Below are 16,778 nucleotides of genomic sequence, written 5' to 3' on the forward strand. Positions count from 1 at the left end.
GCGGGGGCCGCCCCGCGGACGACCTAACGACCACGGGTACGCAAGAGCACACCCGGGTTTCTTAGCGGCACGCGCCTTCGGCACGCTCGGCGTGTACGACACCAGGCCGGCCTGCACGCGTGGCGGGCCTACTGAGGAGCAGATCTCCAGGGTCGAAGAAATGAAGCATGATTCCGCCGCGCGAGTCACTCTCCACCGCCGACGTTGGGCGACGCCGATGGCGAATTGTGGCGCAGCCGGGATTCGAACCCGGATCACCCGGGTTATGGGCCCGGCATGTTTCCGTTACACCACTGCGCATCGAGTAGCCCCGGCGGGACTCGAACCCGCTCCGCGAGGGTGAAAACCTCGCAACCTAACCCATGGTCGACGGGGCCGTGCGGCGCGAAGGGGGCGAGGATCGAACTCGCACGGGGGCGCTGAGCCCCCCAACGGTTTTCGAAACCGTGGCCGTCGCCATCCGTCGGCTGGCCCCTCCTCGTGCGGAAGGCGAGGGATTCGAACCCCCGGCACGACGTCATCGCCGTGCTACGCCGCTTCCAACGGCGCTCCTCGTACCTACCGGACGCCTTCCGAGTCCGTATGGAGGTCGAATCTCGACTTCATCATTCGACCCACTTCGATTGACTGAATTCGGTGTTTCCGGCCGCTTCCTCATCGGCCATGACTCCATTTTGGGGAGCATCCGCGATCGCGGCAACAGGTTTTGTTCGCGGCCGAACTGCTCCCGGCCCGCGCCGGGCGAGGGCGCGGGCCGGAAGCGGCGCTCAGGGCGTGAGCCGGTGCGGTGGCCGCCCGGCGGTCATGCCGCTACGGGTAGCTGACCAGGTAACTCGGGATGGTGGCGGTCCCGCTGGCGGGGCCGCCGGTGGTGTTGATGACGTTGGCGATCGTCCCGTTGCCGCCGAGCGAGACCGTGAGCAGGTTGTGGAACCGCACGCCCGGCGTGTTCGGGACCTCGAAACCACGGTCGGCGACGATGGACGGATCGACATTGAAGTAGCAGTAGCTGCCCACGCCCCACGCCTCGTGGGTGGTGACCGAGTTCGCCACCTTGTAGGCGGCGTAGCCGCGGGTGGAGCCATTCATATAGGCGGCCTGGTTCGGCGGGTCATAGGGCAGCTCATTCTGGAAGAAGACGGTACGTCCGCCCTGACCGTTCCAGATGACGTTGTACTTCTGGTAATGCTCGACGAACAGGCCGTAGGCGAGCACGTTGTCACCGTTGACGACCAGCCCGGTGTCGGCGGTGTTGACGGACCATCCGATGCCGGCGCCGTGGTCGCCGCGCCAGGCCCAGATGTGGTCGATGAGGGTGTTGTCACTGTTCACGATCAGGCTGTTGGTCGCCTTGCCAGGACCCGCGCCGCCGATCCGGAAGAAGACGTCCTGGATCGAGGTCGGGTTGCCGGCGTGACTCGCCGAGGAGCCGCTCGGACCCACCTCCAGGAGCACCGGCGAATTCACCGGCCCGGCGTCGAAGAGCAGCCCGGCGAGCTTGACCCCGTCGACGTCGGCGACCTTCATGGGCACCACGCCGTTGTCGGGGATGATCGTGGCGTAGCCGAGCCCGAGGACGACGGTGTTCGCCCGGTTGACGTTGATCGTCTGGTTGACGTGGTAGATGCCGGGCGTGAACAGCAGGTGCAGCCCCTGGTTCAGCGCGTTGTTGATGGTGGCGGCGGAGTCGCCCGGCTTGGCGACGTAGAACTGGCTGAGCGGGATCGACGAACCGGGCGTCGCGCCGCCGGCCCAGGTGATGCCGCGCGAGTTCGTGCGGGCGGACGGGACGAACACGTTGTACGCACCGGCGCCGTCCACGTAGAGGTAGGGCTTCTCGCGGGTCAGCGGGCTCTGGTCGAGCGTCGTGTGCGAGGGGTTCGGGAAGTGGTTCGGCGGCGCGCCGTTCACGCCGGAGAACACCATGTTCCACACTGAGCCGTCCCAGCTGCCGTACGTGCTGTCGCGGGACAGCCACTGCTGCTGCGAGTAGGACGCCACCTGCCCGTCGACCTTGGAGTCGGCGATGTACCCGCCGCTGGACCACCCGTAGCCCGACGGGGCGAGGTTGAGCCCGCCGCGGATGTGCATGCGGCGGAACGGAGCGGCCTGTGACACGGCCCACCGGTTGGTGCCGCCGGTCGGGTTGACCGCCAGGTTCTCGGTGGACCGCCAGAAGTTCTGGGTCGCGTTGCCGCCGAACCAGCCGGCGTCGACGTTGACGCTGCCGTTGATGGTGACGTCGTCGGGCGAGCGGCCCAGGCCGAGGACGGAGGTGTAGAAACCGACGTTGGCGTTGACGTTGTAGCTGCCCGGCTTGAACAGCAGCGCGTATCGGCTCAACCCGAACTGGTTGGACTCCTGCTGGCCGAACACCGAGTCGAGCCGGCTCTGGATGGTGGCGTTCGACATCGAGGGGTCGAACACCAGAACGTTGGGCCCGAGGTCTCCGCCGCCGACGGGCGGCGGGGTACCGCTGTCCGGGCCGTACACCTGGAACTCCCAGAGCGAGTAGCCGTAGCCGGTGCCCCGTGCGGTGCCGTACACCCGCACGTACCGGCCACTGCCGCTGACGTTGAGCGTCTGGACGCCGCCGGTGCCGCTCGTCGTCGAGTGGATCGTGCTCCAGGTGCTGCCGTCGGCGGACACCTGGACCTGGTAGGCGGTCGCGTAGGCCGCCTCCCAGTTGAGCACCACCCGGTTGATCGTGGCGGTCGCGCCGAGGTCGACCTGGATCCACTGCGGGTCGCTGAAGGCACTGGACCAGCGGGTTCCGGTGTTGCCGTCGACGGCGTTGGCCGCGGCGGTGCCGGCGTTCTCGGTGGACGACGCGGTGGCGGGCCTGCCCTGGGAGAGCAGGACGTCGGCGCGTGCGGTGCTCGGCGGGGCGACCAGCACGGTCGCCAGCGCCAGGAGGACGGCCCAGAGGGCCGTGACGGCTCGGCGGTGGGGCAGCGATCTCATGTTCTCTCCTGGGGGCGGGGGTGGGAGACGGATCGGCTTGCGGCAGGCTCGGGTGATCTCCTGGAGGCGATGGCCGTGACGGTGGGGAGGCCGTGCCGTGTCGGGACGAAGCCCTTACGACACGACTTATTTCATGCCGTGATTTAAACCGGGGGAAACCGGCGCGTCAAGAGACGGTCAGGCGTCGCGGTCGGCACGGCGATGTTCTATCTGAGCGTTGAGTTCGGCGCCGAACAGGACCGCGAGCGCGGTCACGTACAGGAACAGCAGCGATGCCGCGGGAGCCGCGAGCACGCCGTACGTGGGGCTGCGCGTGATGGCGAAGGACAGGAAGATCCGCAGCATCGCGCTGCCGATCAGCCAGAGCAGCATGGCCACGATCGCACCGGGCAGTTCCCGCAGCCAGCCCACCCGGCCCGGTACCGCGAGGTGGTAGAGCGTCGCGAGCAGGGCCGTGCACACCACGACGAGGACCGGCCAGTAGCCGAGCCGGATGACCGGACCGATGACCGGCCGCGCCTCGAGCGGGATGACGGCGATGATCCAGCCCGGGGCGGTCACCAGCAGCGGCAGGATGATGCATCCCGCGACCAGCGCGCCGAGATAGAGCGCGAACGCCAGCACCCGGGCGCGGACCGCCGAGCGCACGTCGCGTCTGCCGTAGGTGATGGCGATGGCGTTGACGTAGGTGCTCATCGCCGTCGAGCCGGTCCACAGCGCCAGCAGGAAGCCGACCGAGACGATCTCGCCCCGGCCGTGCCGCAGAACGTCGCCGAGCGTCGGGCGCAGCACCTGGTCGACGGCCGACGGGGCCAGAACGTGCTGGGCCGCGTCGAGGATCCGCGCCTCCACGCCGACGACGATGTGCGGCCCGAACAGCGGCGTGAGGTAGCCGATCGCCGCCACAAGCACCAGCAGCAGCGGGGTCAGCGACAACAGCGCCCAGAACGCGGTCTCGGCCGCCAGGCCGAGGATCCGGTCCGCCCACGAGTGGATCAGCGCCCGCCGCGTGGTGCGCCAGGCGGCGCGCAGCCACCTGCGCACCCGGCCCGGCTTCTCGCCGGAGAGCGGGGACCGGCCGCGCTGCCCGATGCCGCCTCCGAGCGAGGGCATCGGCAACCGAGCGAGATACCGCGGCCCGCTCCGGCCGCCCGCCCGCACTCGCGCCGGCCGATGACCGAGGTGCTCACCGCGGTCGGGGGCGGAGGTCACGCCGGCCGGACCCGTGACAGGCGCACCAAACGGCCTGGGCGGTGGGCGACGGCGTCGCCACGAACGGTGGTCACCTCCCGCAGAGTGGCCCCGTACACACCCCCGGGTCAAGGAGAACGGGTCTGGCGGGCGGCCATCGTCGGCGTTCTGGGAGCCGTACGGGCGTGGCTGCGGCGGTCGGCCGTGCGCAGGGCCCTTGACGGCGTCACCGGCTGTGCCCTGCTCAGTTTTAGCGCGATACTCGCCCGCGACCGTCCCTGACGGCGGCCGTCCGTCAGTCGCGCCGCGACGCGCGATGCTCCTCCGCGAGCTCGATGAGCGTGGCGGAGGTGGTCGCGAAGATCAGCAACTGCCGTTTGACCGGAGGGCTGAACGGCATGTCGCCGGGCCGGCCGGCAAGGGCCAGTACCCCGCAGGTCCGCTCGCCGGTGTCCAGCGGAAGCAGAAGGATCGGTCCGGGGGGCAGCCCCTTCAGGGCGGGATCGGACGCGACCCGCATGGACAGCGCGCGCCTGCTGATGAACGCCCGGCCGATCGCCGACGTGCCGACGCGCACGATCACGCCGCGAACCTGATCGGCGTTGACTCCGTTGGCGAAGTCGATGGTCAGCGTGTTGGGGGTCTCTCCCGGCAGGGCCATGAACACCAGACGGGCCCCGGACATGTGCCGGGCGCGGTCGGCCACGAGAGTGAGCAGTTCCGCCAGTTCGGCGCCTTCGAGCAGAGCGGTCATCAGCTGGAACGTCCCGGCGATCCGGTCGGCGTGCCCGGCGACGCGGCTCTCCGATGGCCGGCCGAAGGCGACCTCGGCCGCGGCGTTCCTCCTCGTCTGGTGCGGTGGCTCCGGACGCAGCGTGAGCGAGGCGATTCCGTCAGCGGTCATCTCGCCGCTCCGGGGCGCGGCTCGGCCGGACGCCGGGTGGTGGGCGGTGTCCCTGTGCTCCTGGTCGTACGAGCCGCCGTGAGGGGATGACGCATTTGGGGATCTCCGTTCCGAGGATGAGCGGCGCCGTCGTATCGACGTGCCTGGAGGCGAATGGGGAATTCGCACGGTGGACCGCCGGCCAGGAGGACCGCGGACACGTGGCCGGTACGTGTGGCCGCTCTATGGGACGGCTTCGATCGATGCGCGCCCGTTGGCCGGGGCCGGCGGCGGATGAACCCTGTCGCTCGGGATGTGTTGCGGCGTCATGCTCGCCGTGCCCGTCTCGGCGCCCGTTGAGATGCCGAAGTAATGAACCGCCGGGGTACGCCGGCTCGGTCTGCCGGAGCGCGAAGGCGGCTCTGTGCTGGCGACTATACGCCTGTCATCGCCGGTACGGCGGCCGGCGAACCCGCGCCGGACCGGTGATTTCACGCGGAGAAGCCGCGGACCGACGCGGATGGCGGCCCGCGGCGGCGCTCAACGCGCGGATCCGATCAGCTCGGCCACCCGCAGCGCGGCGGCGAGCGTGTCGACGTCGCCCGTGTGCTCGTAGGCGTCCGCCGCGGTGTCGGCGAACTTGATGACGTGCTCGTCCGCGTGCGCGGTCGCGCGCTCGATGAGCTCCGGGACGGCGTCCGGCCCGGGCGACATCACCGGCAGTTCCTCGCGGGGGGCCGGCTCGCGAGGCGCGTAGGCCGAGATGATCGCGGCGCTGGCCGCCCACACCGCGGAGAGGCTGGGCGCCCACAGGTCCCGCGCGAGCGCGGGCAGCGTGTGGAGGACGGCGTTCGGCGCGGTCGCCGTGTGCACCAGCAGCACGGGGCTGCCGTGCCCGTGGGTGAGGTAGCCGGCCGTCGCGCCGGCGACGAGATCGGCCAGCCGCGCCCGCGCGTCATCGGGATCGGCGGGGGCGCGCAGCGCCGCCAGTGAGCCGGACCAGCCCGGCATGGACTGGAACTGCCCGAAGCGGATGGCGACGGTCCCCCGCTGGTCCGGGATCCGCGGGAGCGCGGCCAGCGCCGCGGCCACGTCGAGCTCGCCCGCCGGGTCGGCCGCACCGGGGACCGCTCGCGCGCGTGCGGCCCAGAACGCGAGCCCGTGGGCCAGCTCCGTGGCCGCCTCGGCACTCTCGTCTCCGGCCAGCAGGGCGCGTACGGCATGGCCGACCCTGATCAGGCCGTGGGTGGCACCGGCCACGATCCCCGGCAGCAGCCGCGGCCACCAGGTGGAGAGCACCTCCCGCCACGGCCGCTCTCTCATCTGGCCGGTGAAGTAGGCGGTCCAGTCGCCGATGCGCCGTCCGTCGCCCAGCGCGTCCCGCCACGTCCGGTCGGTGATCTTGTCGGTCGCCGGCGGAAGCTCGTCGAGCCGGCGGGCGTAGGCGTCCACCCAGCGGTGCACGGCGCCGGCGTGCCCGCGCCGTACGAGCACCTCGGCCGCCATCGGGCCGTGGTTGGTGAGCTGGTCCTCGCCCCATTCCGGGCCCGTCCTGGCGAAGCGTTGGTATGCCTCGTTGAGTATCGCGTGGCTCATCGGCTCTTCCTTGGTCGCTGCGGCACTGATCGCCTGCGGGGGGATGACGACATTCACACAGCCTGCCCTGCGTGATCAGCTGCGCCAAGGACTGTGGGCGCCGCCCGGCGGCGCGCGGCGTGCGGCACCCTCATAACTATCGTGGAGCACATGGGGGAGGTCCTGGTCGGCACCGCGTCGTGGACCGACCGGACGCTGCTGGAGTCCGGCTGGTATCCGCCGGAGGTGCGGACGCCCGAAGAGCGGCTGCGTTATTACGCGGGCCGGTTTCCGCTGGTCGAGGTCGACTCGACCTACTACGCGATGCCGGCAGAGGAGACCGCACGACTCTGGGCCGAGCGGACCCCCGCGCGCTTCACCTTCGACGCCAAGGCCTTCTCGCTGCTGACCGGCCACCCGACCCGGCCCGGCGCGTTGCCGAAGGATCTCCGGCCGGCCGCACCGCCCGGCAAGAAGAACCTGTACGTCAAGGATCTGGACCCGGGGATCGTGCAGCAGGTGTGGGAGCGCTTCGTGTCCGCGCTGCTGCCGGTGTGGGAGGTCGGCAAGTTCGGAGCGGTGCTGTTCCAGTTCCCGCGCTGGTTTCCGATCGGCAAACGGAACAAGCTCTACATTCTCGAGTGCAAACGCCGCGCCGAGCCGTTGCGGATCTCGGTGGAGTTCCGCAACCGGACCTGGATGAGCGAGGAGAACCAGGAGGAGACGCTGGACTTCCTGCGCTCGTACGCCATCCCGTACGTCTGCGTCGACATGCCGCAGGGTCATCCCTGTTCGATCCCGCCGGTCGTCGCGGCCACCGCCGATCTGGAGATCGTCCGCTTCCACGGTCGCAGTGACAGGTGGACCGGCCGCGACGTATATGAGCGCTTCGGCTACCGCTACTCGCGGGAGGAGCTCGAGGAGTGGGCACCGAAGGTCTGCGAGCTGGCCAGAGAGACCTCGAGCACCCATGTGCTCATGAACAACTGCTATCGGGACTATGCGCAGACCAACGCCCGGCAGCTCATCGACCTGCTCGAGACCATGCCGGCCTGCCCCGTGCGGCCCCCGCCGGCCGCCGCGGACGGGCACGCTTGATGAACCGCGCGGATGAACTGCGCGGATGAACCGCGCGGGCGGGACCGGCCGGTGCTGGCCGCCACCGTTCGGCCGGCCCGTTCAGCCGGCCCGTTCAGCTGGTACGTCTGACCGCTCCGGCCGGTGCGGGTGCGTCCGCGGTGGCGGCGAGCCGTACGGAGGCCGGCGGCACCAGGCCGAGCCGCACCACCTGCCGCGGCAGCACGGTCTCCAGCGTCCAGTCGGCGGCGATGCGCAGCCGGTTGCCCGGAATCGCCATGAGGTGATAGCCGCCGGCCAGCACCTTGGCGGGGACGCCGGACAGCGCGACGCCGCGAATGTTCGCCGCCGCTCTCCATCCGGCGAGGTCCACGACGAAACCCAGGTTGCGGTGCTTGTACGGCTTGCGCGTGCCATGGCCGTACGAGGCGGCGATGTTGTGGGCGACCCGCTTGCCCTGGCGCTGCGCGTGCTGTGCGGTCATCCCGGTGATCTCGCCCGGCCGGGTGAGGTCGGGCACCGCGGCGGCGTCACCACAGGCGTAGATCTCCGGATGGCCCGGCACGTTGAGGTAGGCGTCGACCACCAGCCGGCCCCGGATCGTCGTCAGGCCCAGATCCTCGATCACCGGGTCGGGCCGGACGCCCACACACCAGATGAGCGTACGGCTCGGCACGAACTCCCCGTCGGAGAGCCGCACTCCCTCGTACGACGCCTCCTCCACCGTGGTGCGCAGCCGGATCTCCACACCGCGTTTCGCCAGCACCTTGTGGGCGGCGTGGGACAGCCGCGGGTCCAGCTCCGGCAGCAGCCGAGGGGCGTGGTCGACCAGGAGCCAGCGGACCTGCCGGTCCCCCAGACCGGGACACCGCTCCGCGGCGTCCTTGGTGAGCAACTGGCCGTGGGCGGCGACCTCGGTGCCGGTGTACCCCGCGCCCACCACGACGAAGGTGCGGCATGCGGCGCGCCGCTCGGGGTCATCGGCGGTGTTGGCGATCTCCACCTCCCGGATCAGGTGGTCACGGAGATAGAGCGCCTCGGCCATGCTGCGGAAGCCGTACGCGCGCTCGGCGACACCGGGGATGGGGAGCAGCTTGTTGACACTGCCGACGGTGATCACCAGGCGGTCGTAGCCGAGCGACTGATGATCGCCCCTGGCGTCGAGGTAGGCCACCCGCCGGCAGACCCGGTCGACGCCGTACACCGTGCCCAGTACGAACCGCACGCCGGGGCAGCCGGTCGCGAGCGGCACCGTCACCCGGCGTGGCTCCAGGATCCCGGCGGTCACCTCGGGCAGGAGCGGGAAGTACAGGAAGTAGTCGTTCGGATTCACCAGGACGATCTCGACGGCGCCCCTGGCCAGACGGGCGAGCGTGCGCGCGGCGTGGAATCCCGCGAATCCGGCTCCGACGATCACGACACGTTCGAGACTGTGAGGTCCGGACACAATGATCTCCAATGCCGTTAATCACTTGGTTTTAAGCGATATGCCCTCTTTGTCAGGAAAACAGCGGTACATAGCTTCAAATCCGAGATCGGGCAACCTGCCGGAACTGCGGCGGCTCGATGGTTGCCCTGGTACATGACGGGCATCAGGCCCTTGACGACCTCATCGGAAGGGGGGTAACGATCATGCCGCAGCCTGAGAGCGCGCTCAAGGACAGGCACTATGACCTGGTCACGGTGGTGCACGGATGCCTTAGGGCCGTCTGGCGCCTGGAGACCTACAAGGACGACGCCCTGCGCGAGGGCGACTCCGAACTCGCCGAGTGGTTCGGGAAGTTGCAGGACCAGAACCGTGAGGCCGGCGAGGTGAGCAAGCGGCTGCTCGCCGACCGCCTACTGAAAGAGGGCGGTTGAGAAGGCGACGATCGTCTGCACATGACCGCGGAGCATGCCCGGTAGATCACCGGGCATGCCCTCCGCATGCCACCGGATGGCCGAGCGGGGCCCCCTCGCGCCGGTGTCGAGCGTGCCCCCCTCACGCGGGATGCGGCACCGGCCGCAGGTGGCGGACGAACCAGTCGCGGGCCGGCCGGGCCACCTGTTCCAGCGCACCGGGTTCCTCGAACAGGTGCGACGCCCCTGGCACGATCTGCAGCTCGGCCTGACCGGCCAGGCGCTTCATCGCCTCGCGGTTGAGCTCGATCACCACGGTGTCGCGCCCACCGACGATCAGCAGCGTGGGCTGACGCACCCTGTCCAGATGATCACCAGCGAGATCGGGCCGGCCGCCCCGTGAGACGACCGCCCGCACGGTGTCCGGCCGCGTCGCGGCGGCGACCAGCGCCGCGGCGGCGCCCGTGCTGGCACCGAAGAGCCCGATGGCCAGACCCCGGGTCCGGTTCCAGGCCGTCACCCAGTCGGTCAGGGCCACCAGCCGGTTCGAGAGCAGCCCGATGTCGAACCTCAGCTCAGCGGTCCGAGCGTCGAGTCTCTCCTCCGCCGGCGTGAGCAGATCCGCCAGTACGGTGACCAGCCCGGCCACCTGCAGTTCCCCCGCGACGTACCGGTTGCGCGGGCTGTGCCTGCCGCTGCCGCTGCCGTGCGCGAACAGCACAACCCCCTGTGCCTGATCGGGCAGCACCACGTCGGCCTCCAGGGTGACTCCGGCGACCGGGATCAACAGGCTCTCCTCGACGATGTGCATGACATGCCCTCCCCAGAGCCTCGGCGGGCCGGCGCACCCGCAACGTCCGGACACCCGGCGAAAAGAGCCTCCGGCGCACGAGGACGTCGAGCGGGCGAAAGGCCCGCGACGCGCCATTTTCCGACCCTACGCCTCCCCCTGCCGGCGACCCCCGAGGGCGCCTTCACCGCGTGCGTTCGCGGGGGCCGTGATGCCCCGCAGGCGTCGCCAACGGACGGCTCCCGGCCGGACGGAGGGCCCGGGGGTGGACACCCGGCAGGATGCTTGCCCGGTAGGTAGTGCGCATCTGCCACACAAGCTGGCATCATGAGGGTGATGGCCAGTTCAACTTCTTCTCGATTCCCGGTGACCGTGACGCGTCTTCCGGTCGTGCGCTGTGAGATCTGCCGACGCACCGTTGCCCACAGGCCCGGTCAGGCGAGCGAGGTCCTGACCGAGCACTACCGCCGAGCCCATCCGGAGAAACTCGACGACTCATCCCCCTGATCTTCGTGATCGGCCTGGACCGATCGCTCGGCGCCTCCGGCGACCACACCGCCGGACGGGCCGCGCGCTCCGCGCCGGGCGTGACCGGTCAGACGGGGACTCTGCTTCGGACATAGTCCTGAAGCATGGTCCGGAGCTGCCGGCGCCCGCGGTGCAGCCGGGACATCACCGTACCGATCGGAGTGCCCATGATGTCGGCGATCTCCTTGTAGGCGAAACCCTCGACATCGGCCAGGTACACCGCGATCCGAAAGTCCTCCGGCAGGTCCTGCAGCGCCCGCTTCACGTCCGAGTCCGGCAGATGCTCCAGTGCCTCGGCCTCGGCCGACTTCAGCCCGCTCGAGGTGTGCGACTCGGCCCGCGCAAGCTGCCAGTCCTCGACCTCCTCCGCGGCCGAGCGGACCGGCTCGCGCTGCTTCTTGCGATAGGAGTTGATGAAGGTATTGGTCAGGATCCGATACAGCCACGCCTTGAGATTCGTGCCCTCCCTGAACTGGTGAAAGGACCCGAACGCCTTCGCGAAGGTCTCCTGGACGAGATCCTCCGCGTCGGCCGGATTCCGCGTCATCCGGAACGCGACGGCGTACATCTGCTGTAGGAACGGCAGGGCCTCTCGCTGGAAACGATCGCGAAGCCGCCGCTCGCAGACGGTTTCTCTCAACGGCGTCATCATGCTTCCCCTGGTCGCCACAGGATCAGTTCGATGCGGCTTGCCCTCCTTCTACCCCCTCGTGCTGTGCCATGCGTTCTCGCCAGGCGATCCGACCCGCACCGCCTGGAGCACGGCGGCCCGCCTCTTTTCGCACCAAAACCCGTACTTCACCCGTATCCGCCACGCGGTACCTCAAACGCCACAGCACGGACACCAAGCAACGCGCACCACAGAGGACGATCCGGCGACGACACCACGAGGGGCGCGGAAGGCGAGGGCGTCCGGCCGGCGGAATCCGCACCGGCACCTCCCATCCGTTCCGCATCGCGGACATCACGTTTCACCTGCGCCTCGGCCGGGCAGGAAAAACGTGTGCCCGTTCCTCGTCGGGTCCGCGGCACGTCGGGACGGGGGGACGTCTCGTGCGCATACTCGGCATCAACGCGATCTTTCATGACCCGGCGGCCGCCCTGGTGATCGACGGCCAGGTCGTGGCGGCGGCCGAAGAAGAGCGGTTCAACCGCCGCGAACGTGGAAAACGGCCCGTGCCGTTCTCGGCGTGGGAGCAGCCCGTGCTCGCGGCCGGCTGGTGTCTCGACCGCGCGGGGTTGTCCCCCGGCGAAATCGACCTGGTCGGGTTCTCCTACGACCCGTCCATGGTGCTGCCACCGGAGGAGTCCGGCCTCGACGACCCATGGGATCCGCTGCGCACCGAGTTCGCCTTTCACGCACCCGGCTTTCTCGCCGACGCGCTGCCCGGGCTCGACCCGGATCGGGTGCGGTTCGTCCCGCATCATGTGGCGCACGCCGCATCGGCCGCCCTGGCGGTGCGTGACCGGGCGTGCAGCGTGCTGGTGTGCGACGGGCGCGGCGAACGCCACTCGCACCTGTCGGGGCGCTTTCAGGACGGAGCCCTGACCGTGCTGTCGAGCCAGCCGCTGCCCCACTCGCTGGGCCTGATGTACGAAGGGCTGACCGAGCACCTGGGGTTTCTGCGCGCCCGCGACGAGCACGAGGTCATCGCCCTCGGGGCCTACGGCAAGCCACGCCACCTCGACCGGCTGCGCGCCGCCGTACGGGTGCACGACGACGGGGGCTTCACCACCGATCCGATCCCCTGGTCCGAACTGGCCCCGCCGCTGCGCCGCGACGCGGGCGACGGCCACGCCACGGTCGGAGCGACCGTTCCGGCGGCCGGTGGACCGGCCGGTCGAGACCCCCGCCGGGGCGTCCGCGCGGCCGGCGACCAAGCAGCGTACGGGCGGGCCTTGGGACAGGCTCACGCGGATCTGGCGGCCAGCGTGCAGCGCCGGCTTGAGGAGGTCCTGCTCGACCTGGCCTGGTGGCTGCACGAGCGGACCGGCGACCGGCTCCTCACCATGGCGGGCAGCACGGCCCTGAACTGCGTCGCCAACACCTTCCTGGCCCGCTACGGACCTTTCGAGGACGTCTGGGTGCCGCCCGGTGCCGGCGACGCCGGCACCGCACTCGGCGCCGCCCTGTACCTGGCCGCCGAGGCGGGCGATCCCGCCTGGGCCATGGACGGCGCCGACCTGGGGCGGGAGTTCGACGACACCGCGATCGAGTCGGCGCTGCGCCGCGCGCGCGTGCCCTTCGAGCGCCCGGACGATGTGGCCGAGCAGGCCGCCGAGGTGCTCGCGGAGCACGGGATCGTGGCCTGGTTCCAAGGGCGCGGCGAGTTCGGCCCAAGAGCACTCGGACATCGGTCCCTGCTGGCCCACCCCGGCCGGCGGGCGAACGTCGACCGGCTCAACGACGTCAAGGGATACGAGCGTTTCCAGCCCTTGGCACCGATGGTGCGGCTCGACCGGGCTGCCGAGATCTTTGAGCGAGGGCCCATCCCCAGCCCGTACATGCTCTTCGTGCACGATGTGGCGGCACAGTGGCAGGACCGCATCCCGGCGGTGGTGCACGTCGACGGCACCGCCCGCGTGCAGACGGTCAACCCCGTGGAGGAGCCGTTGCTGACCCGGCTGCTCGACGCCTTCGAACGCCGCACCGGGCTGCCGCTGCTGGTCAACAGCAGCCTCAGCACGGCCGGGCGTCCAATGATCGACGACGTCCGCGACGCGCTCGAGCTCTTCGGTGCCGCCCCGGTCGACCTCCTCGCCATCGGCCCTTTCACCGTGCGCCGATGAGGGCGGTCGCCGGCCGGGCCCGCCGACCACGATCCGGTCAGTGAACGGGCGCTCGCGACCGGGTTTCGACCAGCCTGGCCGCCTCCTCGACCGGTGGAGGCAGCCGACGGCGGCCGAGCAGGGCCGACGGCATCCGGCGTACGGCTCCGGCCAGGGCCGCACGCGAATCGGCGTCCCGCAACCCGCGGCCGGCCAGGAGGGCGGTCTCCTTCAGCGCGAACGAGGCCGGTCGCCGCAGCCACGCGGTCAGCAGGTCGTTGCGCAACTCGGCCCGCCGGCGGCTGCTCGACGGCGGCCGGTTCGACGACGGCTGGTGAACCGCCACGACCTCGGGAACGTAGCACCGGCTCCAGCCCAGCGCGGCGAGATCGTAGGCCAGCAGCCGCTCCTCGCCGACGAAGGAGAGCACCTGGTTGAAGCCGCCCGCCTCCAGGAACGCGCGGCGGCGCACCAGCGACGCGCATGCAAGGAACCCCAGCACCGGTGGTCCCGGCAGGCCCGCCTCGGCGGGCAGGGGCGTCGCCGCCATCATCGCGTTGATCGGGTCGGGCGCGCGCTCCGCGCCCACGAGCGTCCGGGCGGCGATCAGGCCCAGGTGCGGATGACCGGCGAACATCTCGGTCGCGCGGCGCAGGGCGCCCGGTTCCCACCATGAGTCGTCGTCGCTGAAGGCGACATATGTGGTCCTGGCCACCCGTACGCCCACGTTCCTGGCGAGGGCCCCGAGGTTCCGCGACATCCTGAGCACGCCGACGTCCGGGAAGAGATCGTGCACCGCGTCCGCCGTGCCGTCGGACGAGGCGTTGTCGACGACGATCACCGCGGGCCGTTCCGGCAGCCGGCTGAGCCGGCCCAGCGTGCCGAGCAGTTCGTCACGGTGGTTCCTGGTGGCGATCACGACCGTGACCGGGATGCCGGCGCCGGACCTGGCCGCCGGCACGGCGCGGAGAGCCCGGACGCTCATCTCCACTCCTCAGGATGAGGGAAACACGATGCGACGATGCCCTTACCCTCTTGAAACCGGACAAACACCAACATCCTGCTCCAGCCCGCCAATTGGGGTACCCGGGCGAGCACGGCTAGGGGTCCCTGGCACCGCCCTCCCCGCAGACCGTCTGCTCCACCAGCATGTCGACGACGGCCCGGACCCCGCCCGCGGCCGCCCGCCGCTGCCGGGCGGCGCCCGAGCCGCGTATCGCCATCCCGGCGAGGAGCCTCCGCACCTCGGCCAGGTCTCCGGTGTCCTCGAGCGCCGGCCGCACCCGCCGGAGCAGCTCGGCCAGCAGCCGGGTGGCGGGCAGCGGGCGCTCCAGCAGTGGATGCACGCCCGGACCGCCGAGGCCGTGACGGGCCGCCGACCACATCGCCGCGGCACAGATCGGGCCGTCGACCGGCGGGGCCTCCCGGCCCGCCGCCAGTTCGCTCAGGGCCGTGCGCACCAGGCCCCGCACGAGCGCCGCCTGCAGAACCGCCTCGTCCACCGTCGCCGCGGCATCGGCCGCCCTGACCTCCACGGTCGGCAACCGCGAGGAGGGCCGCGCCAGCCAGACCGTCATGCAGGAGTCCACGAGCACGCCGCAATCGATCAATCGGGCCATCTGGGCGTCGTACGCGGCGGCGGACGGGAACCACGGCGGCACGCCAGAGGAGGGGAACCTCGACTGGTCGATCGCGCGCCAGCTTCCGTACCCCGAGTCCACGCCATGATCGAAGGGCGAGTTGACCGACAGCGCCAGCAGCGTCGGCAGCCATGGCCGCAAGTGGTTCACCACGGCCACCGACGTCTCCCGGTCGTCGACGCCGACGTGCACGTGACAGCCGCACGCCTGGTAGTCGGCCGTCACCCCCGCGTACATCTCGGCGATGCGGATGAACCGCAGGTTCGCGGTCACCGGCGGCGGAGGGCCGGGCAGCACGGGGGTACCGGACGCCACGATCCGCAGTTCCTCGGCGCCCGCCGCGGCGGCGAGCCGCATCCGTGCGTCCCGGAGCTCGCGCCGCAGGGTCGCCGTGTCCGTGCAGATCCCGGTCGTGGCCTCCACCTGGGTGCCCAGCAGTTCGGCGTGGAACGAGATCCCGGTCATGCCGTGCCCCGGTGCCGCCAGCCGGGCCAGCACATCGGCCGCGCGCGGCACGGTACGGCGCGAGACCACGTCGACCAGGAGGAACTCCTCCTCCACCCCGAAGGTGAGGCCGTTTCCGGACGACCGCTCAGGCTGCGGCGCCGTTCCCGTTCCCGTGTGAGGTCCCCCGACGTTCGTCACAATCTGCATTTACCCCGAGATATGTGGTCGATGTGGCGGTGGGACGGGGAGACCTCGGCCGGTCCCGCCGAAACCCGGCCCGAGGGCGAACCGCCAGACGGGCCGGCGCGTCTGTGTTGTATGCATCGTCATGCGAAGGTCTTCACCGTGGTCACCACAGTCACCGCCCTGACCGCCTGCGGGTCCCTGGGCCGGTCGGGCAGGGAGTGCACCATGGTGGGCACTCCGGTGGGGGTCGGACTGGAGATCGAACCGCCGTTCGCCGCCAAGGTCGCGAGCGCGACGATGAAGGTCTGCTGGGATGGGACGTGCCGGACCCTCAGCTCGATCCACCTCAGCCCGTCCACCAAGAACGGGCCCGGGAGCTGCACGGGGACCGGTCCCGATGATGTTTGCGGGGTCACGGCCGTTCCGACGGGCGGTCAGCACGGTTTCGGCGCCGCTCCCGGGCTGCCGAAGAGACCAGTGGAGATCACTTTGGTCCTGCGTGACGCTTCGGGTGGACGGGTCCTGAACCAGCGGCTGACGGTCACTCCGAAGGGCGCGTTCCCCAACGGCCCGGAGTGCGGCGAAGGCGGCCCGCAGGCGGGGGTCGTCGTGACGGACGGGCGGGTCCGCGAGCGCGGCTGAGAGTATGTCGGCGCCTCATCAAATGAAGGCAATAAGCGATTAACCCCGGAGACCCTGCCTTGACGGCGTAGGCCGCCGAATTCAAAGGTAGAGGTGCCGCTTCTGAGTTCCATCCTGACCTCCAGGAGGAGAAGGTCGGGGATTCGTTTACGAGGCATATCGCTAAATGCCCGACTTCTCCGTAGGAGTGGCCGGTTAACTGGTCTAGCGAAGGAAGATGAAACATGGCACGTCCAGCGCTCAGCAC

The 16,778-nt window shown here is 70.5% G+C and carries 14 protein-coding genes and 4 tRNA genes; 5 read left to right on the forward strand and 13 right to left on the reverse strand.

All coding sequences use genetic code 11. The annotated features are described in order from the left end of the window. Positions 1-228: 228 nt before the first annotated feature. The 6 genes from HKK74_RS30885 to HKK74_RS30910 form a co-directional block, all read right to left on the reverse strand. Positions 229-300 (reverse strand) — tRNA-Met (locus tag HKK74_RS30885). 5 nt (positions 301-305) lie between these two features. Then, positions 306-377: transfer RNA gene (locus tag HKK74_RS30890), tRNA-Glu, on the reverse strand. Positions 378-385: 8 nt separating this feature from the next. Then, positions 386-478 (reverse strand) — tRNA-Ser (locus HKK74_RS30895). A gap of 5 nt (positions 479-483) precedes the next feature. Beyond that, positions 484-574 (reverse strand) — tRNA-Ser (locus tag HKK74_RS30900). Positions 575-810: 236 nt separating this feature from the next. Next, positions 811-2,964 (reverse strand): discoidin domain-containing protein, encoded by a 2,154-nt coding sequence (locus HKK74_RS30905; protein WP_187246927.1) that lies wholly within the window; start codon positions 2,962-2,964, stop codon positions 811-813. A 177-nt stretch (positions 2,965-3,141) separates the two neighbouring features. Continuing rightward, positions 3,142-4,077, reverse strand: coding sequence for a YihY/virulence factor BrkB family protein (locus tag HKK74_RS30910; protein WP_187246928.1), 936 nt, complete (start codon positions 4,075-4,077; stop codon positions 3,142-3,144). A gap of 60 nt (positions 4,078-4,137) precedes the next feature. Here HKK74_RS30910 and HKK74_RS39345 point away from each other — a divergent pair, with 60 nt between their 5' ends. Continuing rightward, positions 4,138-4,437: a hypothetical protein gene (locus HKK74_RS39345; protein ID WP_222722938.1), complete on the forward strand. Its 300-nt coding sequence runs from the start codon at positions 4,138-4,140 to the stop codon at positions 4,435-4,437. Between the two features lie 13 nt (positions 4,438-4,450). Here the strand turns inward: HKK74_RS39345 and HKK74_RS30920 are convergent, their stop codons facing one another. Together HKK74_RS30920 and HKK74_RS30925 are read right to left on the reverse strand one after the other, a co-directional pair. Beyond that, on the reverse strand, positions 4,451-5,059 hold the full coding sequence (locus tag HKK74_RS30920; protein ID WP_187246929.1) for a GAF domain-containing protein: 609 nt from the start codon (positions 5,057-5,059) through the stop codon (positions 4,451-4,453). A 519-nt stretch (positions 5,060-5,578) separates the two neighbouring features. Continuing rightward, positions 5,579-6,634, reverse strand: a complete 1,056-nt coding sequence (locus HKK74_RS30925) for a questin oxidase family protein (protein ID WP_187246930.1) — start codon at positions 6,632-6,634, stop codon at positions 5,579-5,581. A 150-nt stretch (positions 6,635-6,784) separates the two neighbouring features. Here HKK74_RS30925 and HKK74_RS30930 point away from each other — a divergent pair, with 150 nt between their 5' ends. Next, complete coding sequence (locus tag HKK74_RS30930) at positions 6,785-7,711, forward strand: DUF72 domain-containing protein (RefSeq protein WP_187246931.1); 927 nt, start codon at positions 6,785-6,787, stop codon at positions 7,709-7,711. 94 nt (positions 7,712-7,805) lie between these two features. Here HKK74_RS30930 and HKK74_RS30935 read toward each other — a convergent pair whose 3' ends face one another. Beyond that, complete coding sequence (locus HKK74_RS30935) at positions 7,806-9,137, reverse strand: NAD(P)/FAD-dependent oxidoreductase (protein WP_187246932.1); 1,332 nt, start codon at positions 9,135-9,137, stop codon at positions 7,806-7,808. 185 nt (positions 9,138-9,322) lie between these two features. Here HKK74_RS30935 and HKK74_RS30940 point away from each other — a divergent pair, with 185 nt between their 5' ends. Then, positions 9,323-9,550: a hypothetical protein gene (locus HKK74_RS30940; protein WP_187246933.1), complete on the forward strand. Its 228-nt coding sequence runs from the start codon at positions 9,323-9,325 to the stop codon at positions 9,548-9,550. Positions 9,551-9,671: 121 nt separating this feature from the next. On the opposite strand, the gene HKK74_RS30945 is transcribed toward HKK74_RS30940, so the two are convergent. Both HKK74_RS30945 and HKK74_RS30950 read right to left on the reverse strand, forming a co-directional pair. After that, complete coding sequence (locus HKK74_RS30945) at positions 9,672-10,340, reverse strand: dienelactone hydrolase family protein (RefSeq protein ID WP_187246934.1); 669 nt, start codon at positions 10,338-10,340, stop codon at positions 9,672-9,674. Positions 10,341-10,914: 574 nt separating this feature from the next. After that, positions 10,915-11,496: a sigma-70 family RNA polymerase sigma factor gene (locus tag HKK74_RS30950; RefSeq protein ID WP_222722939.1), complete on the reverse strand. Its 582-nt coding sequence runs from the start codon at positions 11,494-11,496 to the stop codon at positions 10,915-10,917. 404 nt (positions 11,497-11,900) lie between these two features. On the opposite strand from HKK74_RS30950, the gene HKK74_RS40425 reads away from it, so the two are divergent. After that, positions 11,901-13,637 (forward strand): carbamoyltransferase family protein, encoded by a 1,737-nt coding sequence (locus tag HKK74_RS40425; protein WP_312881962.1) that lies wholly within the window; start codon positions 11,901-11,903, stop codon positions 13,635-13,637. A gap of 37 nt (positions 13,638-13,674) precedes the next feature. Here the strand turns inward: HKK74_RS40425 and HKK74_RS30960 are convergent, their stop codons facing one another. Together HKK74_RS30960 and HKK74_RS30965 are read right to left on the reverse strand one after the other, a co-directional pair. Further along, on the reverse strand, positions 13,675-14,601 hold the full coding sequence (locus HKK74_RS30960; RefSeq protein ID WP_187246937.1) for a glycosyltransferase family 2 protein: 927 nt from the start codon (positions 14,599-14,601) through the stop codon (positions 13,675-13,677). Positions 14,602-14,716: 115 nt separating this feature from the next. Continuing rightward, positions 14,717-15,910, reverse strand: coding sequence for a carboxylate-amine ligase (locus HKK74_RS30965; RefSeq protein ID WP_187246938.1), 1,194 nt, complete (start codon positions 15,908-15,910; stop codon positions 14,717-14,719). Between the two features lie 138 nt (positions 15,911-16,048). Between HKK74_RS30965 and HKK74_RS30970 the strand changes: the two genes are divergently transcribed. Beyond that, complete coding sequence (locus tag HKK74_RS30970) at positions 16,049-16,531, forward strand: hypothetical protein (RefSeq protein WP_187246939.1); 483 nt, start codon at positions 16,049-16,051, stop codon at positions 16,529-16,531. The last annotated feature ends 247 nt before the right edge of the window (positions 16,532-16,778 follow it).

The organism is Actinomadura alba (assembly GCF_014323705.1).
In the GTDB taxonomy this organism is placed as follows: domain Bacteria; phylum Actinomycetota; class Actinomycetes; order Streptosporangiales; family Streptosporangiaceae; genus Actinomadura_C; species Actinomadura_C alba.